The 26,889-nt window shown below is 59.8% G+C and carries 16 protein-coding genes and 11 pseudogenes; 19 read left to right on the top strand and 8 right to left on the bottom strand.

All coding sequences use genetic code 11. From position 1 onward, the window contains the following. Positions 1-54: 54 nt before the first annotated feature. On the bottom strand, positions 55-1,044 hold the full coding sequence (locus ACNJX9_RS35080; RefSeq protein ID WP_439410184.1) for a tyrosine-type recombinase/integrase: 990 nt from the start codon (positions 1,042-1,044) through the stop codon (positions 55-57). 303 nt (positions 1,045-1,347) lie between these two features. Then, positions 1,348-1,494 (bottom strand): annotated as a pseudogene (locus ACNJX9_RS35075) (tyrosine-type recombinase/integrase); the annotation flags it as partial. Between the two features lie 67 nt (positions 1,495-1,561). Between ACNJX9_RS35075 and ACNJX9_RS35070 the strand changes: the two are divergent. Further along, complete coding sequence (locus tag ACNJX9_RS35070) at positions 1,562-1,963, top strand: hypothetical protein (protein WP_439406622.1); 402 nt, start codon at positions 1,562-1,564, stop codon at positions 1,961-1,963. Here ACNJX9_RS35070 and ACNJX9_RS35065 read toward each other — a convergent pair. Further along, positions 1,939-3,138, bottom strand: a complete 1,200-nt coding sequence (locus ACNJX9_RS35065; protein ID WP_439406620.1) for a tyrosine-type recombinase/integrase — start codon at positions 3,136-3,138, stop codon at positions 1,939-1,941. The genes ACNJX9_RS35070 and ACNJX9_RS35065 overlap by 25 nt on opposite strands. A gap of 200 nt (positions 3,139-3,338) precedes the next feature. Here ACNJX9_RS35065 and ACNJX9_RS35060 point away from each other — a divergent pair. Then, positions 3,339-4,186, top strand: a pseudogene (locus tag ACNJX9_RS35060) (IS91 family transposase); the annotation flags it as partial. Positions 4,187-4,828: 642 nt separating this feature from the next. On the opposite strand, the pseudogene ACNJX9_RS35055 reads toward ACNJX9_RS35060, so the two are convergent. Further along, positions 4,829-5,865: pseudogene (locus tag ACNJX9_RS35055) on the bottom strand (IS110 family transposase). A 137-nt stretch (positions 5,866-6,002) separates the two neighbouring features. Between ACNJX9_RS35055 and ACNJX9_RS35050 the strand changes: the two are divergent. Then, positions 6,003-6,443 (top strand): annotated as a pseudogene (locus ACNJX9_RS35050) (IS630 family transposase); the annotation flags it as partial. 550 nt (positions 6,444-6,993) lie between these two features. Then, positions 6,994-7,353, top strand: a pseudogene (locus ACNJX9_RS35045) (group II intron reverse transcriptase/maturase); the annotation flags it as partial. A 19-nt stretch (positions 7,354-7,372) separates the two neighbouring features. Here ACNJX9_RS35045 and ACNJX9_RS35040 read toward each other — a convergent pair. After that, positions 7,373-7,717, bottom strand: coding sequence for a hypothetical protein (locus ACNJX9_RS35040; RefSeq protein WP_439406618.1), 345 nt, complete (start codon positions 7,715-7,717; stop codon positions 7,373-7,375). A gap of 201 nt (positions 7,718-7,918) precedes the next feature. Between ACNJX9_RS35040 and ACNJX9_RS35035 the strand changes: the two are divergent. Then, a pseudogene (locus tag ACNJX9_RS35035) lies at positions 7,919-8,405 on the top strand (transposase); the annotation flags it as partial. Between the two features lie 85 nt (positions 8,406-8,490). Beyond that, a pseudogene (locus ACNJX9_RS35030) lies at positions 8,491-9,250 on the top strand (IS5 family transposase). Positions 9,251-9,614: 364 nt separating this feature from the next. On the opposite strand, the gene ACNJX9_RS35025 reads toward ACNJX9_RS35030, so the two are convergent. Beyond that, positions 9,615-10,091, bottom strand: coding sequence for an Lrp/AsnC family transcriptional regulator (locus tag ACNJX9_RS35025; protein ID WP_439406616.1), 477 nt, complete (start codon positions 10,089-10,091; stop codon positions 9,615-9,617). A gap of 608 nt (positions 10,092-10,699) precedes the next feature. Here ACNJX9_RS35025 and ACNJX9_RS35020 point away from each other — a divergent pair. From ACNJX9_RS35020 to ACNJX9_RS35000, 5 genes and pseudogenes are all read left to right on the top strand, one after another. Beyond that, positions 10,700-11,278: a hypothetical protein gene (locus tag ACNJX9_RS35020; protein ID WP_439406614.1), complete on the top strand. Its 579-nt coding sequence runs from the start codon at positions 10,700-10,702 to the stop codon at positions 11,276-11,278. 283 nt (positions 11,279-11,561) lie between these two features. Further along, on the top strand, positions 11,562-12,824 hold the full coding sequence (ectB, locus tag ACNJX9_RS35015; protein WP_439406613.1) for a diaminobutyrate--2-oxoglutarate transaminase: 1,263 nt from the start codon (positions 11,562-11,564) through the stop codon (positions 12,822-12,824). Between the two features lie 470 nt (positions 12,825-13,294). Further along, positions 13,295-14,407, top strand: a complete 1,113-nt coding sequence (locus ACNJX9_RS35010; protein ID WP_439406611.1) for an IS110 family transposase — start codon at positions 13,295-13,297, stop codon at positions 14,405-14,407. Positions 14,408-14,764: 357 nt separating this feature from the next. Then, positions 14,765-14,942 (top strand): annotated as a pseudogene (locus ACNJX9_RS35005) (IS5/IS1182 family transposase); the annotation flags it as partial. A gap of 376 nt (positions 14,943-15,318) precedes the next feature. After that, positions 15,319-15,512, top strand: a pseudogene (locus ACNJX9_RS35000) (hypothetical protein); the annotation flags it as partial. 297 nt (positions 15,513-15,809) lie between these two features. Here ACNJX9_RS35000 and ACNJX9_RS34995 read toward each other — a convergent pair. Then, positions 15,810-16,922 (bottom strand): IS110 family transposase, encoded by a 1,113-nt coding sequence (locus tag ACNJX9_RS34995; RefSeq protein ID WP_439406611.1) that lies wholly within the window; start codon positions 16,920-16,922, stop codon positions 15,810-15,812. A 225-nt stretch (positions 16,923-17,147) separates the two neighbouring features. Here ACNJX9_RS34995 and ACNJX9_RS34990 point away from each other — a divergent pair. Beyond that, positions 17,148-17,846: pseudogene (locus ACNJX9_RS34990) on the top strand (aminotransferase class III-fold pyridoxal phosphate-dependent enzyme); the annotation flags it as partial. A 581-nt stretch (positions 17,847-18,427) separates the two neighbouring features. On the opposite strand, the gene ACNJX9_RS34985 reads toward ACNJX9_RS34990, so the two are convergent. Then, positions 18,428-18,655, bottom strand: a complete 228-nt coding sequence (locus ACNJX9_RS34985) for a hypothetical protein (protein WP_439406609.1) — start codon at positions 18,653-18,655, stop codon at positions 18,428-18,430. A gap of 1,069 nt (positions 18,656-19,724) precedes the next feature. On the opposite strand from ACNJX9_RS34985, the pseudogene ACNJX9_RS34980 reads away from it, so the two are divergent. From ACNJX9_RS34980 to ACNJX9_RS34950, 7 genes and pseudogenes are all read left to right on the top strand, one after another. Then, positions 19,725-20,087 (top strand): annotated as a pseudogene (locus tag ACNJX9_RS34980) (transposase); the annotation flags it as partial. A gap of 417 nt (positions 20,088-20,504) precedes the next feature. Continuing rightward, on the top strand, positions 20,505-20,825 hold the full coding sequence (locus ACNJX9_RS34975; protein ID WP_439410183.1) for an IS66 family transposase zinc-finger binding domain-containing protein: 321 nt from the start codon (positions 20,505-20,507) through the stop codon (positions 20,823-20,825). A 1,250-nt stretch (positions 20,826-22,075) separates the two neighbouring features. Further along, positions 22,076-22,795, top strand: a complete 720-nt coding sequence (locus ACNJX9_RS34970; protein ID WP_439406608.1) for an amino acid ABC transporter permease — start codon at positions 22,076-22,078, stop codon at positions 22,793-22,795. Further along, the gene (locus tag ACNJX9_RS34965) at positions 22,792-23,439 is read left to right on the top strand and encodes an amino acid ABC transporter permease (protein WP_439406606.1); all 648 of its coding nucleotides are present in this window, start codon (positions 22,792-22,794) and stop codon (positions 23,437-23,439) included. Before ACNJX9_RS34970 ends, ACNJX9_RS34965 begins: the two co-directional genes overlap by 4 nt. A 91-nt stretch (positions 23,440-23,530) precedes the next feature. Continuing rightward, the gene (locus ACNJX9_RS34960) at positions 23,531-24,289 is read left to right on the top strand and encodes an amino acid ABC transporter ATP-binding protein (protein WP_439410182.1); all 759 of its coding nucleotides are present in this window, start codon (positions 23,531-23,533) and stop codon (positions 24,287-24,289) included. A gap of 16 nt (positions 24,290-24,305) precedes the next feature. Further along, positions 24,306-25,865 carry an AMP-binding protein gene (locus ACNJX9_RS34955; protein ID WP_439406604.1) on the top strand — a complete coding sequence of 520 codons (1,560 nt, stop codon included), beginning with the start codon at positions 24,306-24,308 and terminating at the stop codon, positions 25,863-25,865. A 13-nt stretch (positions 25,866-25,878) separates the two neighbouring features. Then, positions 25,879-26,685 carry an enoyl-CoA hydratase/isomerase family protein gene (locus ACNJX9_RS34950; RefSeq protein ID WP_439406602.1) on the top strand — a complete coding sequence of 269 codons (807 nt, stop codon included), beginning with the start codon at positions 25,879-25,881 and terminating at the stop codon, positions 26,683-26,685. Positions 26,686-26,889 lie beyond the last annotated feature (204 nt).

Genomic DNA, 26,889 nt, shown 5'->3' with positions numbered 1-26,889 from the left:
CTGGCGGCAATTTGATCGCGCTCCTGCACCAATCACCGCCAACCCCGCTCTCCATTACGAGGTACGCCTGAGGAGTTCGATCAGCTGGTCGGTGGGCTGGAAGACGCCGCGCCGCAGGCGGGGCGGCACGATCGCCTCCATCGCGTCGAGCTTCTCGGTTGGATCGCCGCGCGTGTAGACCTCGGTGGTCGTCAGCGTAGCGTGGCCCAGCCACAGCGACACCTTCCGGATGTCCCGGGTCGCTTGCAGAACGACCATCGCGCAGGTATGCCTGAGCACGTGGGGCGAGACGCGTTTCTTGGCGAGACCGGGCTGCTTGCGAGCCGCAGTCGCGGCGTGCTGCCTGAGCAGATAGGCAAAGCCCCATCGGCTCAGCGGCTCACCACGGGCGTTGACGAACACCTCGGGTGTCGCGACCTGCCCGCGGATGGCCAGCCAGGCACGCAGTGCAGCGGCCGCCGGCTTCCACAACGGCAGCGTCCGCTCCCGGCGTCCCTTGCCGAGCACGCGGATGCTCATCAAAGGCAGGTCGATGTCATCGACCTTGAGGCCCGTCAGTTCGGAGACGCGCAGCCCTGCGCAGACGGCCACGTGCAGCATTGCGCGATCGCGGATGCCATCGCGTGTCGCCGGATCGGGAGCGTCGAGCACGGCTTGGAGCTCTTCGCGCAGAAGGTAGGGTACCAGGCGCGTGTCAGTTTTCTTGAACGGGATCGCCAGTACACGGCGGATCTGCTCGAGCGCCGCCGGCTGCCGGTACTCGAGGAAGCGGAAGAACGACTTGATCGCCGCCGGGCGAACGTTGCGCGTCACGGCCGCGTTTTTGCGCTCGTCCTCAAGATGCTCAAGGAAGGCGCTGACGAGCCCGGCATCGATCTGTTCGAGCGTCAGCGCCGAAGGTTTGACCTTGAGCCGGTCGGCGGCGAACACGAACAGCAGCTGGAAGCTCGAGGCATAGGAGTCCCTCGTGTGCTGGCTGGCGCCCCGCTGGCAAGCGAGTGTGTCGCGCAGGAACGTCTCGATGAGGGGAGCGATCGGCGTCATGCTGACCTCCCTTCGGAGATGAACGCTTCGCCGGCCATGGCGACATCGCGCAAGAGGTCGGGCGTGGCCTCGAGATACCAGTAGGTGCATAGATGTTGACGTGACCCATGTAGGTCGCGAGTGCCGCCATGTGCGCCCCGCACCGGCCTCGGCCGGTAGGGCTGCCTTGCAGCGCGCGCACCGCAAACGTGTGCCGTAGATCGTGCAGGCGAGGACGGCGAGCCGACGTCGATCTGATGCCAACCTTGTCGACCACCTGTCGAAGGTCTCCTTGACGGCAATGTAGCGTAGCGGCCGACCGGGCTTGTCGATGAAGACCGGATCATCGTCTGAGCCGAGCCCGCGACGTGCCAGGTATCGCTGCAAGTCGGCAACCGCCGTGTCGTGCAGCGGCACCAGTCGGGTCTTGCGGAACTTGGTCTCGCGGATCAGCAGACCGTCGCGGGTCACGTCCGCGATCGTCAGCTTCAGGGCTTCGGAGATCCTGAGCCCATGAGAGCAGCGCGATCAAGGTCGCTTGCGTGTGCGGGCGCAAGCCGCGCGTTGGCCGAAGCCGCAGCGCAGCTTCGACCAGCCGACTGATCTCGTCTGTCGTGTAGATGTGCGGCGTGCGACGCTTCTTGCGGGCGCCGAAGTGATTTGCCGGCGGCAGCTCGTGCCCGACGTCCTCCACCCGGACATGGCGTACGAAGCGACAGACGGCTCTGAGCCGTGCATCGCGTTGCGCGACGGATGGTCCGAGCGCGGCCCAGTCGATCGCTGTTTTTGTCTCGACGTACGTTTGTCCGCGCTCGGCCGCGAAGGCGGCAAAGCTCTTCAGCAGGTGCTCCGCGGTCGACATCGCGAAGCCCGTGGTGCGGCGGAGCGCGAGATAGGTCTCGATGGCGTCGAGCATCAGAGCGCCTCCGGCCAGGGCTGAGCAACCTGCTTCAGCAGCGCGACGTCGGCCTTTGCGTAATAGGCCGTCGTGTCGATGCCGCGATGCCGAAGGACGAGGCCGATCTTGTCGAGCGGCACGCCATGGCGCAGCATCTCGGTCGCCGCGGTGTGCCGCAGAGTGTGGGCCCCTTTGACCGGCGCCACAATGTCGGCCCGCTTCATGATACGCTTGACCACCGACGAGATGCCGTCGCCTCGTCGGAATGGCCGGCACGGCGCGATCGTGCGCAGGAACAAGACATCGTTCCGGCGGGTAGACGGCCGGCATTCGAGGTAGGCGGCGATCGCATCCCCGACGTCTTGCGGTAGCGGCAGCCGGACCTCGTAGCGCGACTTGCCGCAGACCCGTAGCGATCCCGTTTGCCACTCGATATCCGCGAGACGCAGTTGCGCCACGTCACCGGCCCGCAGGCCGAGGCGCACCAACAAAAGTACGATCGCACGATCACGCCGGCGCCCACCGACGTCGCCGTCACAGGCAGCGATCAGCCGGTCGACCTGCTCGGTCGACAGATACCGGGGCATGTCGGCAAGCTGCCAATGAGCGTAGGCTGGAACGGCGCCGTCGAGACCTGCCTGACAACGGCCTGCGACTGCGAGATACCGCAGGAAGGCCCGCAGGCTCGTTGTCATCTTCTCGATCGTGCCACTCCCGCTATTGCTCGCCCGCTCCAGGAAGTAACTGCGGACATCGTTCGGCCTCCAGCCGTCCGGGTCAGATCGAAGATGCATCATCAGGCCCGCGGCGTCGCGGGCGTAGAGCCTGATGGTGGCATCGGATGCGCCGCGCTGCTTGCGCAGCCACGTCTTGAAGTCGGCGACCAGCTTCGGCTCGGCGGGTGCTGCCGCCACCGCGGACCGGCAAAGGCCGAGCTCGACGAGGTGCCGACGAAAGAGCCTGGCACCGTAGATGGTGTGGTGGTTGCGCCGGCCGCCTTTGGCGCGTGGACACCGGCAAGTGCGCAGGTGCTCGCCGAACGCGGCGAGATCAACCTCCGTCAGGCCCGCGCCTTGCTCGGCCATAACATGACCGATGTGAGCCGCCGCTCGCAAATAGCGTACCGCTGTCTCGGGGCCATAGCCCTGCCGCTCCAGCGCCGCTGCAAACCCGTCAAGGTAAGGCCCGCTCGGCCCACTGCGCAGATGCCCCAGCATCTTCGCTGCCGAGAAGTACGTCTCCAACATGTCCGTCTCCGTATGTGACCGGCCATCAGTGGCCGACCCAACGGGGGCCGCACGGGCGACTTGTAATGGAGAGCTCGAGAGCGGCAATCCACAGGAAAATACGGTGATCGCGATTGGCAGCTCCCCATTACTGGCTTTGCCCATAAGGCAGGTAATGGGCATCACCCATTACCTGCCACAATCGGCATTGCCCGAAGTGGCAGGGCTCGGCGCGCGCACAATTCACCACCATCGCGGCCGACCCCAAGCATCTCGCCGCTCAGCTCGGCGTGACCGCCGTCCTCCATACCTGGGGTCAGACCCTGCAACACCATCCGCATATCCATTGCGTCGTGCCTGGTGGTGGACCTTCGCTCGACGGCACACGCTGGGTCGCTTGCCGGCCCGGCTTCTTCCTGCCGGTGCGCGTCCTCTCCCGGCTGTTCCGCCGTCTGTTCCTGCAGAGCTCCAAGCCGCCTTCGCGGCTGGCGAGTTGGGCTTCTTTGGCAATCTCGCCCATCTCGCCGATCCGGTTGCATTCGCCGAGCGGCTCGATCAGCTCCGACGGACCGACTGGGTCGTCTACGCCAAGCCGCCATTCGGCGGGCCCGAACAGGTGCTGGCTTATCTCGGCCGCTATACGCATCGCGTCGCCATCGCCAACAGTCGGCTGATCTCGCTTGCCGACGGCAAGGTGAGCTTTTCCTGGAAGGACTATCGGCAGAATCGTAAAGCCAAAGTGATGACGCTTAATGCCGAGGAGTTCATTCGTCGCTTTCTCCTGCACACCCTGCCGGACGGCTTCCACCGCATCCGCCACTATGGCTTCCTCGCCAATGGCGGACGCAACGATAAAATCGCCCTCTGCCGTCAACTACTTGCTGTCCGCAACGCTCCGACTGATCAAGAAGCCGGCGACGATCCCCTCACCAAATGTGAGATCCCCGTCTGCCCGCATTGTGGCGGCAGCATGCGGCGCGTCGATGTCGTCCCGCGAGCCTACGCCCGTGACCATCCGTTTCGTTGTGATACGTCATGACCAGCGCCTGCACCATCCACCCTTTCCGGGATCACCTTTTCGGTGGCAACGTCCGATGTCGCCGCGGCCGCGCTCGTCACCGCTCACCCCGCCAATCGTTCGGCCGCTTATCCCAGCGCAACAAATCCCTCGCGGCATCGCGCCCACTGCCCGATCAATGGGGCCGCTCACACCTGCTCAATGGCTCGCCGACGCGCGGCGACCACAGGCGCACCTTGTCCGCAACTGCACCAGCTGCACTATTTCCATAGCGCCCACAACTCCGCAGCTTCGTTCAATCCGGCTTCTATGAGGTCGCACGCTAGACAGCGCGCGCGGCTTAAGCCTGCCCCACGACCTCACAGAACCCTCAAGATTCCCATATGTGGAACGACCCCGCGGTCAAGGGTCGCCGTCGCCTGGATGACCTTTGGGGTTCGGTGCGCCCATATGTCCGGCCTCTAATTGTGCGGACAAAAGCCGCCGGCCTTGATGACGTTCGCGATAGTACGGGCCAGTCAAATCAACGCGCTTGATGCGCTTGGGAATCCGCGGCCTTACGCCCTATCGAGATGTCGTCCCGTTGGTCATCACAGTTAACTGCGCCTTGCCCATGACCAACCGCCGAAGCCGGCTGGCCAATTCGTCAGGTGGGTCGTGAGCTCATGCCGTGACCGCCATGGCAGGCAGGCCGCGATTGTAGACGCCGCCCTTTGCGAGAAGGGCCTCGATCCGCGCCATCTTGCTGGCCAGGGCGATGGCCACAACCTTCGGCGGCCTCCGCTCGAGCAGCCGCCTCAGCCACGTCGACATGGGGCGTCCCCGTCGCGCATGCATGATCACCGCGGTCGCGCCAGCGACCAGGAGCGAGCGCAACGCGGGGTTGCCCATCTTGGAAATCCTGCCGATCTGCTCCTTGCCGCCGCTCGAGTTGCTGCGAGGCGTCAGGCCGATCCAGGCCCCGAAATGCCTTCCCGAAGCGAAGGCGGCTGCATCGGGCGCGAGCGCCTCGAGCGTGGCGGCGGTAATCGGCCCGACGCCCGGGATTGTCGTCAGCCGACGCCCTGTCTGGCTGGCGCGAACGTCCGCAACGATGTCGCGCTCGAGCTACTGTATCTGGTCGGTCAAGGACCGGAGCTGATCCACGAGCACTGAAAGCGCTTTCCGTGCTGAGATCGGCAGCCGTTCATCGGTGTCGTCGAGGACAATGGCGGCCAGCGTATCAGCCTTCGCCAACCCCTTTGCTGCGACGATTCCCAGTTCAGCAAGATGTCCGCGCAAGGCGTTGACGGTCTGAGTCCGCTGCCGGACGAGAAGGTCGCGACGCCTGAGCGCCATCTGACTAGCCTGGCACGCGATCGTCTTAACGGGCACGAACCGCATGGTCGGACGAGATACCGCCTCACAAATCGCTTCGGCGTCGATCGCGTCGGTCTTGCCACGCTTCACATAGGGCTTGACGTAGCTTGGCGAGATCAGCCGAACGTCATGCCCGAACACTCCAATCTCGCGCGCCCAGTGATGGGCGCCGCCGCTCGCGCTTCGAGGCCGACGACGCAGCGCGACAGCTTGGAGAAAAAGTGAAGCACCTCGGAGCGCCGAAGCGATCGCCTGACGACCACTCGGCCGTCGCTGGCGATGCCGTGCACCTGAAAGACCTGCTTGGCTCTGTCTAGTCCCACCGTCGTCATCTCTTCCATTGCGTGCTCCTTCGAAAGCTAACCGGTCCTCGAACGACCGGTCTCGCCAACTGTACTGGAGGAGCGGGGTCGTTCCACACCATCAAATCAGCTGTAAGCTGATTCAAACTGCCTGCCGGGGCTGGAGGCCGGCAGGCATGTCGAAGGCTCTTTCGCTGGATCTTCGGGCTAGGGTTCTGGCTGCGGTAAGGGCAGGCGCATCGCACCGCGAGGCAGGCGAGCGCTTTAGGGTGAGCGCGGCAAGTGTGAGCCGGTAGCGAACGCGCGAACGCCAGCAGGGCGATGCGCGCCCGAAAGCTCTTGGTGGGGACGATCCGGCCGGATCGAGGCACATCAAGAGAGACGATCCTTGCGATGCTAAAGGGCACGCCGGATATCACGATCGAGGAACTGCGTCGGAGCCTGGCCAAAAAGGGGCTGGTGTTCGGCGAAGGCACCATCCGCCACCTCCTGGTCAGGCACGGCATCACGCGCAAAAAGAGACCGCGCACGCGAGTGAGCAGGACCGGCCAGATGTCGTGACGCGGCGACAGAATTGGCTCGACGGCCAGCCCGCGCGTGATCCCAAGCGCCTCATTCATCGATGAGAGTGTGCTGCAGACAGCGGAAGGAGTTCACATGAACTAAGACCGATGGTGAAGCTGCGGGAAAGATGGGGGCCGGCCCCCCGAGATCGGCCTTCAGGAGCGGGTCTCAAACCAATCCGACCGCTGCGGTAAAGAGCCGTGGTGGTGAGCGTCGGATCAGAAGTTTGGAATAAACCGAGCAGGTGAGTGCCCGAAAGACGAACGAAAGTGAACCCCCCGAGGACGCGTCGTTATGAATCCAAGTGTCGTCAAAACCAGGATCGTCTCGTCATCCTGGGACAAGTCCGCCAGATGCCTGATGACCGGGCGGACGGCGACCGGCGTAGAGGGGGCGTGAGTCGGACACAGGCTTTCGCGTGGAACTGCAGGAACCAGGCTCTTGATGCCAAGGGAGAAGCGCAAGCGGCGACAACCGTGAGGCGAGAGTACCGATGCAAGAGACTGGGCGGACCGATCCGTAGGAGCGTTGAGGGCCCTGTAATGGGGGCGGAGCAAAGGGATCGGGTCAGGTAGTCGTACTCTTGAACCAACTGGAAACAGGATGACTTCGAACGGTGCGACAAACAAGCCGTTCTCGATCGAGAAGCGGCGAGTGTACGAAGCGTACAAGGCGGTCAAATCCAATCGCGGAGCGGCCGGAGTGGACGGACAGTCCTTGGAGATGTTCGAGACAGATCTTGCAGGGAATCTCTACAAGATTTGGAATCGCATGTCGTCAGGGACCTACTTTCCACCTCCGGTGCGCGCCGTCTCCATTCCAAAGAAGATGGAATCCATCTTCCTGCCGGACTCTTAAGGATACAGGCCGGGAAAATCGGCCTTGGATGCCGTGGGCGTCACGCGTCAGCGGTGCTGGAAATATGATTGGGTCCTGGAGTTCGACATCAAAGGACTGTTGGATGTTGCGTCATACTACACCTTCAGTTTTTTTTGAGAGGGTCGAAGAGGTCCGGAGCAACTGCAGGTACTTGAATCCGTATGCCTTTTGCCCGTCCGCGATAGACGTGAACGGCCTTAAGCTCGCCGCGCTTTACACGTTGCAAGATGGTTTGCCGCGAGACGCCGAGTAGATTCATGGCCCTGAACATCTTCACGTAACCTTCGGGCGCGCTCTCCACAAAGCGCAACCGCAACTCGTCATTGATACGGATGCGCCACGGCGCGCCAGGTGTGATCTGCTCTCCGGCAATGAAGCCATCGTTGAGGCAGCGATGCAAAGTAGAGGGTGCGATCCCGAGAGCGCGTGCTGCTTTCTCGATCGTCATGCACTCGCCGTCTTGCACTTGCAGTTTCGGCTCGAAGCACGGGATCTCCCAGTGCGTCCGCAGGCTCGACACACGATTTGCCGTAAACGACAGTCCTGTGGCCGTTGTGCGGCCTTGGCGATTGAGGATGCCGACCGGGGGCGGGCGACCGCCTCCGGTGACCCGGTGCCGGGGGTGAAAATCCTCCGGCCTACTCACCCCTGGGCTTCGACCAACATGGCCCGCCGCTACGGCCGCTGTCTGCGTGGAGAGCGTCTGAAGGTCGGAATTCCGCACGGCCATTGGAAGACCACGACCTTTGTCGCGGGGATTACCTCCGCCGGCATCATCGCTCCCTTCGTCCTCGATGGGCCTATCAACCGAGATGCCTTCGACGTCTATGTTGAGAAGGTTCTCATTCCCGACCTCGGGCCAGGCGCCATCGTCGTCAACAACCCTGTCCAGCCACAAGGGACCAAGAGTCCGCGCAGATGATCGAAGCTGCCGGAGCAAGCTTGCTTTATCTGCCGCCCTACAGCCCCGACTCAATCCGATCGAGAGCGCCTTCGCTAAGCTCAAGGCACTCTTGCGCAAAGCCGCGGAGCGAACGGTCGACGGCCTCGGGAATGCGATTGGCCGCAGCATCGACCGCTTCACACCAAACGAATGCCGAAACTACTTCATTGCCGCAGGATACGCTGCAACATGATCGGCGGATGCTCTAGGTGGTGTGGACTCTAAGGATTCCCTTTTAGGACCAAATCAGATTCAAGACTGCTTTTGGGGAAGCAGTCTTGGGCGTGATGGATCGTTTGGTTTTGAGCGACGCTGCGTGGGAGCGGATGGCGCTGATTATAGGCCGGCCTGACCAGAAGGGTTCGACCGGCCGCGACAATCGGATGTTCGTGGAAGGCGTGCTTTGGATCGTGCGTACCGGCTCTCCCTGGCGCGATCTTCCGGAGGCGTTCGGAGACTGGAACAGCGTATTCCGGCGCTTCAGTCGATGGAGTGCCAAAGGCGTCTGGTGCCGCATCTTTGAGGCGATGTCCGATGATCCTGACTTCGAATACCTGATCGTCGATTCCACCATCGTCCGAGCCCATCAGCATGCTGCAGGGGCGAAAAAAGGGGGTCTGAAGATCAAGCGCTTGGTCGCTCGCGCGGTGGTCTGAGCACGAAGATCCATATGGCCGTTCGGGGGTGGGATGTCCCGTGCGGTTCACGCTGAGCGCAGGTCAGAAGGGCGATGCACCGCAAGCCGCCGCGTTGATCGAGGGATTGCCTGCCGAGGTCGTCATGGGCGACACGGCCTATGACGCCGATCACATGCGCCAGGCCATCGCCGCCAAGGGCGCGCTCGCCGTCATCCCCAACAACCCGTCACGCGCCCTCAAATATCCGCTCGACAAGCATCTCTATGCCCAGCGCCATCTCGTCGAATGCTGCTTCTCAAAGCTCAAGCAATTCCGCCGTGTCGCAACCCGCTCGGAAAAGACCGTTCGAAATTATCGGGCGGTCGTCACCCTCGCAGCCATCATTCTCTGGCTGCGGTAAGTGTCCACACTACCTAGAGCTATCTTGTCAACCGATGACGTCATTTCCGCAATCGCCCACACAGCACCGACCTTCCGGAAGAGGATGCCGGGATTGGGCGACCGGCTCGGCAGCCAGATGTCCGAACCTCGCCCGGTCGCTGTGAGCGCCAAACCCTCCCATGCTGTAATTTCGTCGATACAGCGGTGCCATCGCGCTGGGGTACGATGATATCCGGCGTTTGGCAAAATTCAACGCGATTAGATGCGAGCGTTTCTACTTGACCCGAACTTGAAGTTTATGCCGCTCGTGTCACGGTGAACATCTCTGCGAGTGAGCAACTAAACAAGCCCAAGAATGCATAGATCTCGGAGTGACACCCGCATCAATCCTCGGACGGGGCCTTAATCGGAACAGCAAAGCCCGCCTTTACACGGTCCATTATGACCATCGTCTTGAAGCTCTTAATATCCAAGTTCTCATAGAAGAATCGTCGGGTGAACTGCTCATAATCTTCCATGGTACGCGCCGTAATATATAGGATGAAGTCAGCGTCGCCAGTAACGTAAAATCCATTGACGACTTCATCCGAGGACTTGATGGCCCTCTTAAATTTATCGATTATATCTGAGCGCTCGCGCTCTAAACTCACCAGCACCAGCATTTGAATCGGTCTTCCGACCGCCTTCGCTGAAACGATTGAGACATCGGCCTCCACAATGCCTCCCGAACGGAGCCTCTTCAATCGTCGTTGACACGCGGTGGCAGAAAGGCCCACCATTTCGCCGATCGTCTCAGAAGTTAGGCGGTTGTTTTTTTGCATGATCTCGAGGATGCGGGCGTCTATTCGGTCGTATCGCATAAGAGGGCCTCCGGTCTCGGGTGTATTTCGTCGCGAAAAGTCTGTGCGTTGCAGGAGATCAGCCGAACGATCGAGAAACGCGACGCAAATATGTTTGCGAGATCCGTATCCTGAGTGCGTGAGGTTTGGAAGAAGACTTGCCCGTTCAGTCAGAGCGGTGTGCCCAGGTTTCTTCATTGGGGCAGGGATTACCGTATGTTTTTCAGTGCCACTAATTCCAATTTGGCATTGAACTCTTCGAAATTGGTATTGGCCTCGTCCGAGGCGGCTCGTCCAGAATTGTCACGTTGCATCAAATTCATCAGTCGGAGAAGGGGGGAGAGAATGTTCACTTCGCGACACCAACGCTCCCCGTCCTGATCTTGCTTCCGGCGACTGGTTATTCGCTTGCGACGTTAGTAGAAATCGAGGACCCCTCATCTTGTCTCGGTGTGCAAAGCGAATTAGCCCCCAAGGCTGCATTGGCCCTGGCCCCTTTTCGCGGTCACGCCGTCGAGCGGGCAGGCGAAAAGTCCAGTCCTTCACCATCGGTCGGATCAGAATGCTTGGATGAACATGAACACCACGACGTCGTCCGGCATTCCGATTGATCGTTCACAAGCGGGCAAATGTACGTGCGCGCTCTGAATCACGCGCAGGCCGGAGTGGGCTGCACCGCGCTGACGATCGATCACACCGGCCCTCGGGCAGATGCCGACGAACTACATAGCTTCTATTCGGGGCCCGAAAGCGAAGCTTCGGCGCGTTGGCGGTCTTCGTTCGATGCTCCACTGGTGATCGAGCGGTCCGCGGAAATCCGGTGCAGCGAACAGAGCTTTGAGGTCGGTGCCCCGTTGGCCGACCTCGTTTGGGAGTGGCATGTGCTTGTCGCCGAATTGGAGGATCAATTCCATCAGAAACACGAAGGGTTGTACATCTATGCGTTGCGTGGACAAGAAGTGGTGCTGGTAGACGGCAGAGTTTCGGCTATCGACCAGGTATCGCGGAAGGAAAGCTTGCCCCATCCCAGACTTAGTCGGCCACTGCCGCAGCAGCGGTGGCGCAACGCGTATTTCAATTCATGGCAAGAGGTGCCTATCTCTTCTTTCGAGGACCTGCCATCCAGATGCAAGATCGACGGGCTCGCATATAAAGGCGGAGACGACAAGGATCATCGCAGACGCGCACGATTGCGTCACAGTCAGTGAACTTGGTTGGCTTGATATCAGCGTTAGCAAGCCGCTTCTCGTCTTGTGGGGCGGTGACGAACGAGCGAAACGAAACTGTGAGCGCTGCTCGGAGCTGCTACGTTGCGGCGGCAAAGTATCACATTCAGCTTAAGGACCTAACGTGACCGCGCGCTTGGGTCGGTCTTGGACATGGCCGTAAAGCAATTCGAGGTAACGCAGCAGGACAAAGCGTGCTTCGTTCATTGAACCACTTACTTGCCGAGGAGACCATATGGGTGGAGTAACCAACGAACCACGTAGAATGCAGGCTGTCGAGGCGCTAGAATCGAACGTGCGGTCGTACTCACGTTTGTTTCCGGCCATCTTCAGTGCAGCGCGCGGCTCTATTATGTTTACAGAGAGTGGCCGAAAGGTGATTGACTTCGTTTCCGGTGCTGGAGCGCTGAACTACGGCCACAACAATCGCGAGATCAAAGCTGCTATTATTGATTATCTAGCGTCGGACGCCGTAGTCCACGGGCTAGACATGGCCACTCCTGCAAAGCTCGAATTTATGGAGACTTTCAGCTCCGTCATACTTCAGGAGCGGGGTCTGCGATACCGTTTCCAATTCACGGGGCCGACTGGCGCTAATGCTATTGAGGCAGCTCTAAAACTGTCACGCAAAGTTACGGGACGTCAAAATATCGTTTCATTTACAAACGGATATCATGGCTTGAGTTTAGGAGCGGTTGCTGCCAGCGGTAATCGTTTTTACCGCAAAGCTAGCGGTGTTTGCTTGTCTGGCGCAACTTTCATGCCGTATGATGGCTATCTTGGATCAGCTGTTGACACGGCTAGCTACCTGCGAAAGGTGTTGACGGACGGAAGCAGTGGCATCGATTGTCCGGCTGCCATTCTCGTCGAAACTGTTCAGGGAGAAGGGGGGATAAATGTAGCGGGCAAAGAATGGTTGCGATCAATTCAGGCGATAGCAAAAGATGTAGGTGCCCTTTTCATAGTCGACGACATCCAGATGGGCTGCGGTCGCACCGGAGAATTTTTTAGCTTCGAGTTTGCAGATTTGTCGCCAGATATTGTCGTGCTGTCGAAATCGCTGAGCGGGTATGGCCTGCCACTATCAATGTTGTTGATTAGAGAGGAGCTCGACGCATGGCGGCCAGGAGAACACACCGGCACGTTTCGAGGAAACAACCTCGCCCTTGTATCTGCAACCGCAGCTCTAAATGTTTATTGGCGCGGCCGGACGTTCTCGCGAGGAGTTCATCGCGTCGGAGAACTTATGCGGCGTCGACTTGAGGGCATTGCATCCGAGCATGGAAACAGTTTTTCTGTTCGAGGGCGGGGCATGGCGTTGGGCTTTGATTGCCAGGTGTCGGAAATCGCAGAGGCTACGACACAAAGGACATTTAAGAGGGGGCTAATTCTCGAGCGATGCGGACCCTTTGATCAGGTCGTAAAATTCTTGCCGGCGCTCACGATCGATCCTGAGACACTAGAGCAAGGCCTTGAGATATTCGAAGAATCTTTGGCAGAGGTACTGAAACAGGCCTGGGTCGCATGATCTCTTTCCGGCGTTCCATTTTCTCTTGCGATTGAGAATTAGCCGCCGCCTCCCTGACAACACGTTTTTAGATTAATGGCGCACTCACACCGACGCACTTTGAAGCTTCGGTGCCGGGCGACGAATCAGGCGCTTTGGCGGCCAACCCGCCAAGTAAGGCTGCTGGTATTCGAACATATCAACTCGATTCCTTCAGTTTGCGCATCTTTCGCAACAGGCAGAAGTTGCGCCTCGATCCGACAGAATTTCGCTTGCTGCGCCATTCATAGCCGCGTCTTCACCCGTGCTCAGCTTGCCCGCGCCGCTTGGGTGATCGATGTCGGCTCGCGGACCGTCGATTGTGCATTGTTGCGCGTCTAGACCCTATGTTTGCCCTCTGAGGTGACGGGCGGCCCGCCCCGCGACAAGCTCCTATCGAGGGTTGCGCCGGATGGTCCGGCGCCGAGCCTCAAGCATGGGGAGCGGGCCTGATGAACGATAGCATTTTCGTGGGGCTGGATGTGCACAAGGCGACGATTTCGGTTGCAGTGGCCGAAGGGATGCGCGGCGGGGAAGTTCGTAACTTGGGGATCATCCCTAATCGCGCTGATCAAATCGCCAAGCTGGCGACGAAGCTTGGCAAGGGTGACCGGCAGGTAAGTTTTTGCTACGAGGCCGGACCCTGCGGATATGGCCTGCATCGACAAGTGACGGGACTGGGGCACAACTGCATCGTGGTGGCCCCCTCGCTGATCCCGATGAAGGCTGGGGATCGGGTCAAGACGGACCGGCGCGACGCGGCGATGCTGGCCAAGCTGCACCGGAGCGGCGAGCTGACGGCGGTGTGGGTTCCGGATGCAGCGCATGAGGCCATGCGCGACTTGGTGAGAGCCCGCGCCACTGCGATGCGTGTGCTCGGCAAGGCGCGGCAACATCTCCAAAGCTTCTTGCTGCGCCATGGGCGTATCTATGCCGGCAAGAGGGGCTGGACCCTGGCTTATCGTCGCTGGCTCACCACGGTGCGCTTCGATCACCCGGCGAGCCAAATCGTTCTGCAGGACTACATTCATGCCGTGACCGACGCTGAGGCCCGTGTGGACTGCTTGACCAAGCGGATCGAAGAGCTGGCGCCACAATGGTCGATGACGCCATTCGTTGAGGCCGTGCAGGCCATGCGCGGCGTCGCCTTCATCGTTGCCGTGACCGTGGTTGCTGAGGTCGGCGACTTCGCCCGCTTCGACAATCCCCGCCAGTTGATGGCCTTTCTCGGCCTCGTGCCGTCGGAGCATTCGAGCGGCGCAACCATCCGACGCGGCGGCATCACCAAGGCTGGCAACGCTCTGGCCAGGCGGGCTCTGATCGAGGGGGCATGGACCTATCGCATGCAAGCTCGCGTCAGTCGCAAGCTCCATGACCGTAACGAGCGCCTGCCTCAAGCTATTCGCGATATCGCCTGGAAGGCCCAGGTCAGGCTGTGCGCCCGCTATCGCCGCTTGTCGGCGGCCGGCAAACCCAAGGTGATCGTCACCACCGCCATTGCACGCGAGATGGTCGGATTCCTGTGGGCGATCGCTCGTCAAGTACAACTCGGGCCGGCCGCCTGAAAGAGCGCTGCTCGACCATATCGGTGCCCAGGGCAGGAGGCAGGGCGCGGTGGGGAATCCTCGTGGCCTGTTATGAGCCGGCATTGCCGACGCTCGCCCCCTAGACCGAGGCAGCCCCAAGACGAAACCACGGTCATGCGGTAGCCAACCCGCGCATGAGAGCTTGATCAACCGTCGTCTTGGCCCTGCCTCCTACCGTGGGCACCTTCGAAGTCCAGCGTCCGGGCGCTCAGCCGGAAGCGGCTTCGCTTGATCGAGTCGCTTGACAGCAAACATGAGAGCAGGTTGTTGAAAAAGGTGCTCGCCGCTGACGGGCGACCGTGATTCATTTGCTCCGACGAGATTCGGACAGGGTGCGTGCGCGGCGGCGACAATCGAACGGGCGAGCTGTTCAGCTACGTTGACCTGGAGCCGCGGGGGGCGGGCTGATCATCCGCTGCGAGAGATCCGAACGATTGTGAACGAGGCGCTGTCGGCGCTGGAGCGCGAGTTTGCCGCGCTCTATTCGCCGATTGGGCGGCCGTCGAGCCCGCCGCCGGGGCGATCGGCAATCGACCGCCGCTTTTGCTGCAAAACCACGTCGGCGCATCCAGCCCGGCAACGTGACAGAGGCGCAAAACACTAGGTCTGGGTGGTCTAAAGTTCGGCCTCGCTGCACAAGGGCGAAACACCCTAGTTCTGGGTGGTTCAAAATTCGGTCTCGCTACATCAGGACAACTGGGACAGCGACTTCCTCGATCTTGTCGAAGAGGCTCACCTTCGATGGCGAGTCCGACGGTGAAATCGCCTTCGGAGACCCTCGGTGTACCCGCGGATGACCTTGGTGCCATGGCTGACGAGGCCCACGCGATCCGCCGCCTTCTCGACAACAATCCGCGCGATCTCGGCCGCGATCTCATTGGTGAAGCTGCGCACTGAAGGGCTTCCTCGACGTCCGCTACGGCGCGCGAGACGGTTCGCCCTGCGCCGAGTTCATGGGACAGGCACGATGAGAATGATCCCGTCTGCGGTCGCGGATGGGCTATAATCGGCACTGGTGGCAGGCTCGTCGGCCACCTACATACACGATGGCGACGATTCAGGCTTCGTTTGCGAACGCTGCTGAGTTCTCCAACAGCCTGCTCTCATGTTTGCTGTCAAGCGACTCGATCAAGCGAAGCCGCTTCCGGCTGAGCGCCCGGACGCTGGACTTCGAAGGTGCCCACGGTAGGAGGCAGGGCCAAGACGACGGTTGATCAAGCTCTCATGCGCGGGTTGGCTACCGCATGACCGTGGTTTCGTCTTGGGGCTGCCTCGGTCTAGGGGGCGAGCGTCGGCAATGCCGGCTCATAACAGGCCACGAGGATTCCCCACCGCGCCCTGCCTCCTGCCCTGGGCACCGATATGGTCGAGCAGCGCTCTTTCAGGCGGCCGGCCCGAGTTGTACTTGACGAGCGATCGCCCACAGGAATCCGACCATCTCGCGTGCAATGGCGGTGGTGACGATCACCTTGGGTTTGCCGGCCGCCGACAAGCGGCGATAGCGGGCGCACAGCCTGACCTGGGCCTTCCAGGCGATATCGCGAATAGCTTGAGGCAGGCGCTCGTTACGGTCATGGAGCTTGCGACTGACGCGAGCTTGCATGCGATAGGTCCATGCCCCCTCGATCAGAGCCCGCCTGGCCAGAGCGTTGCCAGCCTTGGTGATGCCGCCGCGTCGGATGGTTGCGCCGCTCGAATGCTCCGACGGCACGAGGCCGAGAAAGGCCATCAACTGGCGGGGATTGTCGAAGCGGGCGAAGTCGCCGACCTCAGCAACCACGGTCACGGCAACGATGAAGGCGACGCCGCGCATGGCCTGCACGGCCTCAACGAATGGCGTCATCGACCATTGTGGCGCCAGCTCTTCGATCCGCTTGGTCAAGCAGTCCACACGGGCCTCAGCGTCGGTCACGGCATGAATGTAGTCCTGCAGAACGATTTGGCTCGCCGGGTGATCGAAGCGCACCGTGGTGAGCCAGCGACGATAAGCCAGGGTCCAGCCCCTCTTGCCGGCATAGATACGCCCATGGCGCAGCAAGAAGCTTTGGAGATGTTGCCGCGCCTTGCCGAGCACACGCATCGCAGTGGCGCGGGCTCTCACCAAGTCGCGCATGGCCTCATGCGCTGCATCCGGAACCCACACCGCCGTCAGCTCGCCGCTCCGGTGCAGCTTGGCCAGCATCGCCGCGTCGCGCCGGTCCGTCTTGACCCGATCCCCAGCCTTCATCGGGATCAGCGAGGGGGCCACCACGATGCAGTTGTGCCCCAGTCCCGTCACTTGTCGATGCAGGCCATATCCGCAGGGTCCGGCCTCGTAGCAAAAACTTACCTGCCGGTCACCCTTGCCAAGCTTCGTCGCCAGCTTGGCGATTTGATCAGCGCGATTAGGGATGATCCCCAAGTTACGAACTTCCCCGCCGCGCATCCCTTCGGCCACTGCAACCGAAATCGTCGCCTTGTGCACATCCAGCCCCACGAAAATGCTATCGTTCATCAGGCCCGCTCCCCATGCTTGAGGCTCGGCGCCGGACCATCCGGCGCAACCCTCGATAGGAGCTTGTCGCGGGGCGGGCCGCCCGTCACCTCAGAGGGCAAACATAGGGTCTAGGCCGAGCGCTCAAAGAGCCGCCCGTTAGCACTGACGGAAACGTAAGAGTGAACTCAAGGCGCTGTGCTTTCTTGCCGACGCGCGAGCTCGATCTTCATCGGCGATGTGCTGCTGACCACCCTGACCACCAAATGCCGGCCGGCTCTTATTGTGGAGCCTCTGGTATTGGGGGCTGGCGGAATCCTGATGTATCTGGCCTGGGTGCTAAGAGAGATGAAGCGGATCTGCGAGGCGTCGGACGCCCTCTTCATTGCTGAGGGGGGATGACAGGCTGGGGGCGCCGCAACATTATTCGCGTGCGAGCAGGCCAATATCGTGCCCGATATTGCCTATTATCGGAATTACGAGAGGCGCGCTTCCACTTGCGGTGACTCTTTGCCGGGCCGATATCTTCGAGGCGAATTACTCGAAGCATCGCACCCGTACGCATTCGATCTCATATACTGCCAATCCAGTGGCGTGCGCTGCTGCAAATGCCAGCCTGGATCTCTGGAAACAATGCAAGTATCGTCAGCGTGTGGCCTCGGTGGCCGCAACGCAGGGGCAGGCACTTGAGCCATTCCGCGAAGACGGGGCTTTTTTTGCAAACGTCCGTCGGATCGGCACTATCACAGCACTCGATCTGAAAACGAGCGATGACGGCTATCTCGCGGACGCCGGCTCGAAGCTCGGAGGCCTTCTTCACAAACCGAATTTTGCTGCTGCGGCCGCTCGGCAATACGATCTCCCATGTCGCCTCATTGCGTTACCGCGTCGCATCTTGATAAAATCTGCGCTGCGGTCCGCTACGCCGCACATGCCTTCGCTTGAGTGCTTTACGGAGCTCAGCTTTCGATCACCCGATAGTCAGCCTGGCCACAGTACAGCAACCTGTACCGCACCTCAGATGGGATGGGTCACCGCGAGGGGCTTCAGGCAAGCACCACACCAATTCCAATCCGATACTGATCTGCCTGAGATTGGTATTGGCATTGTCGCAGGGGCTTGGGTTAACGTTGCCTTACAGTACGGGTTCTTCATTGGCCTGAAGGTATCGTTATCGAACTCGGCTAGTCCGGCTTCTCGGTGAGAGTAAGTACCGGGCCACCGTTCGGGCGCAATAATCGGCGCGATTCTCTGCGAGGAGTCGCGTGACCCATTTCGGCATGATGCCATCACCACGCCGACGACGCTATGAACATAGTGTGCAGATGGAGAGGGCTGATGCGTCAAGGAGAGGCACATCAACCTTCAGGTCTCCGGCCGACGGTCGTCCCGGGTGCATGCTAAGCGGAAGAAAATGCAGGGAGCGAACCACGTAATGTCCATCGGAGGCGAGAATGCGAAACAGCTCTCATAGCTTGCACGGCGGTTCAGCGAAATGCTGCGCGGTGTGCGGCGGGAAATTCGGGCTAATCCGCCATTACTGGTGGCGAACGGCGCTTTGCTCCAAGAAATGCGTCGACCGTTTCAATGCGCGTCGGGAGTCCGATCGTCAATGGTTTCGCTTCGCTCGCGGCTTGGTCCATGCCACCGAACCGCAGGCAAAGGTTGCAGAGGTGCGCATCAAGCATCGTGCCTGAACATTTTTCGGGTGGCTTCGTTGGAGCGCCATCCATGCGAAAGAACAATACAAACATGGGCCATCCGATACAACGATAGGCGGCGGATCAACGGGGGCCCACCTACGGAATTCACGCCATGAAGCTTGTCGTGGTAAATCAAAGGACGCCGGGCCGTCCGAACGTGCAGCGAGTGTTCGCGGCCTTTAGGTTCGGGTTACCTGCGAGATGTGGAAGCGCTGAAGAGATATTGTGACTACTTTTGCTATAGACGCGACCACTCAGCCTTTCCGTTGCTTACGGGCGCGAATCGACGCATTACTTGAAAAATCTCGTCCCTCTTGGACATGCGTTGTTGCTGAGCGCGGCTTCGTGCTGGTTTGAGGTCGGGGCGGCGGCGTTGAGTTTGTGGGTCGAGATAGCGGCGCGGCCCAGCGAACCGTCTATGGTCTCAGAGGCCTCCTCGGTTTAGGTGGGTTGCACGATGTGCGATAGAGCAACGCCACCTTTCCACGACCGAAGGGCGGCTTGGAAGGTCCGGCTTGAGGTGTCGCCGATCAGCTCTTTAACTTGGCTTGCGCGGCCGGACTCAAGTGTCGTTGGGCCACTCCGCGATCACGGAATGGCCAAGTTACGCCCAGGCAAGTGCCGAAGAGATGCTGGCCGCCAAAGTCGCGATGCAGATCGGTAGTAGTAATTTGAGCGGCGTCACGATGCGTCCTCTGTTGCGATAAAGCGAATCCGTGGTGATGCTGCCGCGAACGAGCAATTTAGAGCGCTCGAAGCTTTCGTGGTAGCTTTGGACGAAGTAAACGATTGACCGAAAGCTTGTGAAATGTGAGTCGCCCGAAGCACGCGGATTGATCTGGCGGGCACGAGGATCGTAGCCGCAGTGTGCGAGGGACTCTCTTGATCCGACGCAGAAAGTAAGCGCTCCAAATTAAAAGATCGCAAAGACGACAAATAAGAGATGCATGCCGCACGTCTATTCCGTCGTCTGTGAAGAATTCCCAAACCGTTGATTGGGAATCCAGAAGCGGTGTCTTGCTGTAACCGGATTTGCCGGAAAGCGGGCCTTTGGAGCGGGATTCCTTGCAAACGTGATTTGTGATTCACTCGCCTCGGACTGCATTGGCGAGGGGACGAGATGCGACCACGGGAGCGGAGCGAGACGGGAGAGCAGGATCTTTTCCGCTCCCGGCTCGATCAGATCATCGACATGAAGCATCCGCTGGTGGCGCTGGGGCGGACGGTGGATTGGAACTTCCTGGAAGAGCGGTTCGGCGAGGTTTACACCAATGATCCCGGCCGGCCGCCGCTGCCGACGCGCCTGATGGCAGGACTGGCGATCCTCAAACACACCTACGACCTGTCCGACGAGGTGCTGTGCGAGCGGTGGGTCGAGAATCCCTATTACCAATACTTCTGCGGCGAGGAGTTCTTCCAGCACGGGCTGGTGTTCGATTGCTCATCGCTGACGCGCTGGCGCAACCGCATGGGCGAGGAGCGGCTAGGCACAACACAGGTTTCAACTGACCGCAACAAGCCGACTGAGACGACTTTCGAAAGGAGAATGTGCGCCTCGCCTTCGGCCGAAACTGGTTTCGGCCAGCGGTTTGCGTTGTCTCCGATTATCGTCGTCGGCCCGTGTGCCTGCGCGGTCGGTCCACCGACGCACGGCCGTTTCCGGCCATTGAGACCTCCACGGTTTCGTGGGAAACGGCGCCAATGAGGTTTCCATGACCTACGGCGCGCCGATCAACGACATGTTGCTTTCGCTCAACCACGGCGGGCTTCGGGGCCGCCGTGGAGGCCGGCCACTACGGCGATTTCGACGCTGATATCGCACAAGCCGTGCTGGAGGAAGCCGGTACATTCGCGACCGACATCAAGAGCAAGCGGCTACTCTCCCATACCCGATCGCTGCGTGGTGCCGGTTGTCCATCCAGAAGGACTACGAGGATGCGTCAGGGTCAGCTTCACAAGATCGGTCGAGGACGTCAGGGAGGTGCTGGACGTGATCCCGGCGATCCTGTGGGTACTGCCGACGATCCGTCCCAAATACGCCTGCTGCATGAGCCGACGCCGCCGTTCATCATCAACTTCATCATCGACGGCGGCAGCCGCGATGCGGCTCGACGGGCTTGAGCCTCGGCTGCAGGCTCGCGCCGAGCAGCATCCTTCGCCACGAGGCTTCCCATGCTCGACGGCTATGTCACCGCGATCGTGGCTGGGCCGGTGTCGATGAGTCTGCCCGACTGGATCTGTCCGCTGTTTTTGTCGGTACATTCGGTCTGCCGATCGACGGACCTTTGAAAAGCGCCATGGATCATTGTGAAGCGCGGGCTCCCTGGTGATCGGGCACTGGCCACCCCTCGATTTGCCGCACCAGCCGCTCAAAACAATACCAACCGGTAGGGAGAGGGTTAGTTGCGGATCGATGCTGACGCCGTGCAACCTCTAGACGCTTGCTGGTGGACACTTCACCTGCGAATACGGCGAAAGCCGGAAGAATATGACTGTGTATTTTTCAATCGACATTTGAGAGCTCGGTGTGAGCTATCTTCAAGCCGGCTGCTTACCTGAAAGCGATTGGCCTCCTGCGATCAGGACCGATGAGGCCAAACGGATCAGGTTGAATTCATCATTGATCCGCAGGGTAGCCGCGCATTTGCGACTTTGGACAGTACGCCTTGCGCAATCGTCCGTGCTGCGGCGACATTAGGCTCGCTCAATTCCAATCCGATATTGATCAATCTAAAATTGGTATTGGATTAACGGGGGCGATAAGAGCAATTTCGCAGGATCGCTGGCGCCGGCTTCGCGTTGTCTTTGCGCAAAGCATTTTCGGAATTTGCTGGATCGGTCACTGATCCCTGAACTTGTTCGTCGTACCTTTATTCCTCCCTCGACGGACGACCACTGGCCGCCCCCTGTAGGGCGGCCATTTTTTCTTCGGCCTGAGGTCTCCAGCTGAGACGCGCCCGAGCACTTGGTAGGTGAGAGCTAAGACGCTCACTTGCGCGTGAACTTGCGCTTCAACCCGTAAATCTCGACCAAGCAAAGGCTGCGGCCCAGTGTGAGATGCTGGAATTCTACTCTGTGGTCGCGGAATGCGGCATCGCGCCCGGTCAGCCCGGAGTCGTTAATTCCAGGCTGGTATTGATGCTTCTGAAATTGGTATTGGCCTTGGCGGAAGTCGATCGCTCATACTGCAAATTGATCCACAATCGATGTGCAGGAGACGCCATGGCGTGCAACACAAAGGCCCGCGTTGCAGCTCGCATTGACGGCTTGCTCGTATTTGAGTCTGCGGAAGCCAGTGGCTCTCTTCTCATTCAGGGAACAGCTCAGACCGTGCACGATGAAGGCGTTGCATAGTAGCGGACAATGCAGAAGCTCGACGCGCTACAGCGCAAGCTCACTAAGAGTTATATGGTTCCCAGCCTGAACAAGGCCAGTAGCGTCCTGCCCGGCTGTGAGTAAGGAAGAACTGCAGTGAAAGCTGTGTTGGAGTACTGGCCTTCACTTGCGTATGGCTTGTGGGTCACCGTATCGGTAGCGTTTTGCATCATTCTGGGTGCGGCACTAGGCGCGCTTATCCTTGGCCCGTTAAGGCTCTCCAAGACGCCGGTGATCCGAGTAAGCTCGATTCTCTTGATCGAATTCATTCGTGGCCCCTCGGCTCTGGTTCTCCTGTTTTGGGTCTTCTATGTGCTGCCGCTGATACGCGGAATGCCGCAGCTGAGTCCGCTTGCGGCCTCGATCCTTGTGCTGTCGCTCGATGGAGCCGTTTACGGTGCCGAGATCGTGCGAGCTGGCATTCAGGCCGTGCATCGCGGGCAAACTGATGCGTGTCATGCACTCGGGCTGAGTAGAATACAGAGCCTCACCAAGGTGGTTCTGCCACAGGCGCTTTCGCAGATCGTCCCCGGTTTCGGCAGCTTAGCAAGAGACATGATCAAATGGACCTCGATCGTGAGCTTCGTTGGTGTACAAGATGTGCTCTATGTTGCGAATAACATTCGCAACCAAACGTTCGAGTCGGCCACCGTGTTTTGCCTCGTGGCTGCGGTTTACTGGATCCTGTGCCTGTTTTGCGCCGCTGCGTTTCGCGCGCTTGAGAGTGTGCTTCCGTTGAACCGGGCATTGCGAGCCGCGCGCGTCCCAGTTCAGGTCGCGCCCGATGCGACCGCGCTCGCGGGAGCTGCTCAATGACGTGGGATTGGGGCTATGCTGTTCAGATCCTGCCGCGCCTGATGGTCGGGGTCTGGTACACCGTCCTAGTAACGTTTGCGAGTTCGGCGATTGCGCTGACAGCTGGTCTTCTGCTTGCGATCTTGGAGAATGTGAGTACCAAGCTCGGTCGAATGTTCGTGCGTTTCCTGCTTGAACTTTTCCGGGGAGTGCCAATCCTGGTGCTTCTCTATTTCGCTTTCTATGTCTTGCCGGAAGTGGGGTTCACCCTTCCCGCAATGCCGATTGGCATCGCCGTGCTGGGTGTTGTCTACGCTGCGTTCTGTTCCGAGGTATACCGAGGCAGCCTGGTCACAATCCCAGCGGAATTGCGCGATGCTTGTGTGGCGCTCAGTTTGAGTCCATCGACAACCTGGCGATGCGTGCTTGTTCCGTTGATGATAAAGCGGTCCATCCCTGCGCTCCTCAACTACGTACTTGCGCTGTTTCGGACATCCGCGTTCCTCTTTGCGATCGGGGTGCCTGTACTGCTTGGCGAAGCTCAAGTCGCTGGCTACGAAAACTTCCGCTATCTCGAGCCATTCACCATTGCGGGCCTTATTTATATCTTCATGAACCTGCCGTTCCTCTATCTCATCTGCCGATTCAGGGACGAGCATGTTTAGCACCGTGATTGGCCTTACAGGCGGCTTCGTGCCAGGAACCGGTTTAGCCTCCAAGCCGGTAAAGGCAGCCACCCCCAAATCGGTACAGGCCATGCACGCCATCGAATTCGAAAAGGTCTCGAAGTCATTCGGCGCTCACCCCGTTCTCATCGATCTGGATCTGTTGGTGCGGCCGGGCGAAAAGGTTACGCTGATCGGCCCGAGCGGTTCAGGAAAGACGACTGTACTGCGTTTGGCGATGACCCTTGAGAAGCCCACCGGCGGCAATATCCGCGTCTTTGGCGAAAGCATCCTCTTCGATGCTACGGGCAAACCGCTCTCCAGCTCGCAGGAGGCGCGAATCCGCCGCCGGTGTGGTATGGTCTTTCAGCAATTCAATCTGTTTCCGCATCTGACCGTACTGCAGAACCTCGTGTTGGCACCGACGACCGCGTTGGGACAGGCCACAGATCAGGCTCAGACGAGCGCGCTCAAATACCTTCGGATGGTAGGCCTTGAAGCCAAAGTGCATGCATATCCTGCGCAGCTTTCTGGAGGTCAGCAGCAGCGTATTGCGATCGCGCGGGCGCTCGTCCTGAAGCCTGAGATACTCCTGCTCGATGAAATCACTTCAGCGCTGGACCCTGAGCTCGCCGGAGAGGTTCTCGATGTGGTGCGAGACGTAGCGCACGAGACGAAGGTGACGTTGCTAATCGTCACGCATGAGATGCGTTTTGCACGCGAGGTCTCTGACCGCATCGTCGTCTTCGACGGTGGCCGCGTTATCGAGCAGGGTTCGCCGGACAAGATCTTTAGCAATCCCGAATCAGCGCGCACGCGCACATTCCTACAATCTGTTCTGGGCCACTAAAATCAAGAGTTTTCCGATGCAGACGATCTCCGAGCTCCTCCTTGCGCGCGCCGCGGACAGTGGCAAACGCATTTTCTGTTCGTTTCGCGGACAGCGTACCACGTTCAAACAACTGCTCGATGGTGTCCAGGAGATGGCCGGGGCGCTCGCAGATGCAGGGGTTAGACCGGGCGATCGGGTCGGCTTCATGTTGGCGTCCTCGATGGAGCATATTCAGCTGTTCCTTGCCGCGTCTTGGGTCGGTGCAATGGCTGTGCCATTCAGTATACATCTGAAGGCCGCGGGCCTGGAGCTGCAGCTGAACAGCTGTAGACCACGTCTGCTGGTGGCCAATCGCGCGTATGCTGATTCAATCTGCCAAGCGTTGTCCGTCATACCGCATCGGCCTTCCGTGCTTTGGTTTGAAGATGGAGCCCAGCGGAAGGGCGAGTTCGACCTGAATATGCTCCTGCGCGGCAGCCATTCGTTGGGTTCAGCTGCACCGCGATCTCTCGATGATCCGTTCGGGATCAACTACACCTCTGGAACGACAGGAGCGCCGAAGGGAGGAATATTGTCGGAACGCTGGTACTGGGTCGGGGCAAAGAACGCCGCCATCCTCTCCGACGCTCAGCGCGACGATACCTATTTCTTGTGGGAGCCCTTCTATCACGTTGCGGCATGGATGACCGTGATGATGGCCTTGCACAAGGGACTGAGCATCCACATGGTGGAGCGCTTCAGCGCCTCCCGTCTTTGGGACCAGATCGCGGAAGCGGGGGCAACCAAACTGCACTATCTGGGCGGACTGGTGAACATCATCTTGTCCCAGCCTCCAACAGAGAGCGAGCGGAACAACCCGGTCTCGATTGCGTGGGGGGGAGGCTGCCCTACCGAGAGCTGGCGCAAATTCGAGAATCGCTTCGAGCTGAAGGTGCGCGAAGGATACGGACTCACAGAGGGGCAGAATTTCACTCATTTGAATTTGCGAGGGGTGGTCGGCTCCGTCGGCACTCCCGTCGAGGAGTTCGACTGCTGGCTCATCGACGAGGAAGGCAAGCGCGTTGGACCGGGAGTGATGGGAGAAATTGTGCTGAAACCGAAGATCGCCGGCGTCACGATGACAGGTTACTTCGGCGAGCCCGAGAAAACGGCGGAAGTCTTGCGCGCGGATGGTTGCGTTTACACGGGCGATACAGCAACGATCGACCAGGACGGCAACTTCTTCTTCAAAGGCCGGAAAAAAGATGCGCTGCGCCGCCGCGGCGAAAACGTGTCCGCGTGGGAAGTCGAGCGCGTACTCAACGCGGCGCCAGGTGTTGAAGAATCTGCGGTCGTCGGGGTCCCTTCACCGTTGGGAGACCAGGACATCCTCGCAGTCGTCAAGCTGCGTGAGGGCTCAGAGCCAAATCCTCTGGAAATCGCCAAGTTCTGCGGCGAGCGCCTTGCGTACTATCAGGTGCCAAGATTCATTCAAATCGTCGACGATTTTCCGCGTGGACCGACGCAGCGTATCAAGAAAGGCGAGATCGAAATCAAGCTCGAAAACGCGTGGGATGCCGAGCGAGCCGGGTACAAACCGGCGCGGGCAGGCTAGGGAGAAGACGATAATGGAAGGCCGGAAGTTTGCCTACAAAGCAGAAGATTTGCTTTCCGAGATGCGGGAACGCGTCCTGGTGCTCACGATCAACAGACAGGAAAGCTATAATTCCTGGACGGCGGCTCTGCGTGACGAGCTCGCGCGCAAGCTGCTTGCCGCTGAAACTGACGCGAATGTCGAGGCAGTCGTCCTCATAGGCGCGGGCGACAAAGCGTTCTGCTCCGGTCAGGATTTGACTGAACTGGAGGAATTCAGAGATGGAGTGAATATAGTGCCGTGGCTGAAAAGGTTTGAGAGTTGTTACGATACAGTCAGACAATTCAGCAAACCGCTAGTCGCGGCGATCAATGGCGTCGCCGCGGGTTCCGGCTTCCAGGTCACGCAATTCTGCGATTATGTGGTTGCTCATCCGGGCGTCAGGATGGGCCAAACTGAGGTGAGCTCGGGACTGCCCAGCGTTTTCGGCACGTGGCTAATGTGGGAACGGATTGGCCGTCGGGCGATCGAGCTCGCACTACAGGGGCGGCTTATGGACGCTGAGGAGGCGAAGCAACTCGGCTTCATCCACGAGATCGTAGAGCCGTCGCAGGTTCTGGAGGCCGCGCTGGCTGCCGCTTGCCGTCTCTCGAAGCAATCCCCTATAGCGTACAAGCTCTCAAAAGTGGCGAACCGCCAATTCGACCAAGAGCGCTATTCCAGCGCGATGAAAATGGCGTTGGTCGCGTATCAAGAGGCCTTTGCTACAGGGATTCCTCAAAGGAAGATCCGTGAGTTTTTTGAAACTCGCCGTGCCCGATCCGGTGAGCATGCCACTTAACCGCGGCTCAGAAAAGTTGAAGTTCGCTAGCTGGTGGCTTGATTACTGGGCTAAAGGGCCCGAGTACATGCGCGCCACGGACCATTTCGACACGGATGCGCTCATCGGCGGCTTTCGCTGGCGCTTCATTCCTCGCCGGCCTTGTTTGATGACATGAGACCTTTGATTGCGGACTTGGTATCGACGACTCATCGACATGCAACT

This window comes from Bradyrhizobium sp. BLXBL-03 (genome assembly GCF_051853015.1).
GTDB classification, from domain to species: Bacteria; Pseudomonadota; Alphaproteobacteria; order Rhizobiales; family Xanthobacteraceae; genus Bradyrhizobium; species Bradyrhizobium manausense.
The sequence above is the reverse complement of the archived record's forward strand: the minus strand, read 5'-3'. Positions and strand labels throughout refer to the sequence as shown.

Coding starts and splice junctions, on each gene's coding strand:
- ACNJX9_RS35025 (WP_439406616.1), bottom strand. CDS start 10,091: ATGCGATACGACCGAATAGACGCCCGCATCCTCGAGATCATGCAAAAA.
- ACNJX9_RS35040 (WP_439406618.1), bottom strand. CDS start 7,717: ATGACGATCGAGAAAGCAGCACGCGCTCTCGGGATCGCACCCTCTACT.
- ACNJX9_RS35010 (WP_439406611.1), top strand. CDS start 13,295: ATGAACGATAGCATTTTCGTGGGGCTGGATGTGCACAAGGCGACGATT.
- ACNJX9_RS34965 (WP_439406606.1), top strand. CDS start 22,792: ATGACGTGGGATTGGGGCTATGCTGTTCAGATCCTGCCGCGCCTGATG.
- ACNJX9_RS34960 (WP_439410182.1), top strand. CDS start 23,531: ATGCACGCCATCGAATTCGAAAAGGTCTCGAAGTCATTCGGCGCTCAC.
- ACNJX9_RS35020 (WP_439406614.1), top strand. CDS start 10,700: ATGTACGTGCGCGCTCTGAATCACGCGCAGGCCGGAGTGGGCTGCACC.
- ACNJX9_RS35080 (WP_439410184.1), bottom strand. CDS start 1,044: ATGACGCCGATCGCTCCCCTCATCGAGACGTTCCTGCGCGACACACTC.
- ACNJX9_RS34950 (WP_439406602.1), top strand. CDS start 25,879: ATGGAAGGCCGGAAGTTTGCCTACAAAGCAGAAGATTTGCTTTCCGAG.
- ACNJX9_RS35065 (WP_439406620.1), bottom strand. CDS start 3,138: ATGCTGGGGCATCTGCGCAGTGGGCCGAGCGGGCCTTACCTTGACGGG.
- ectB (WP_439406613.1), top strand. CDS start 11,562: ATGCAGGCTGTCGAGGCGCTAGAATCGAACGTGCGGTCGTACTCACGT.
- ACNJX9_RS34985 (WP_439406609.1), bottom strand. CDS start 18,655: ATGTTTGTATTGTTCTTTCGCATGGATGGCGCTCCAACGAAGCCACCC.
- ACNJX9_RS34995 (WP_439406611.1), bottom strand. CDS start 16,922: ATGAACGATAGCATTTTCGTGGGGCTGGATGTGCACAAGGCGACGATT.
- ACNJX9_RS34955 (WP_439406604.1), top strand. CDS start 24,306: ATGCAGACGATCTCCGAGCTCCTCCTTGCGCGCGCCGCGGACAGTGGC.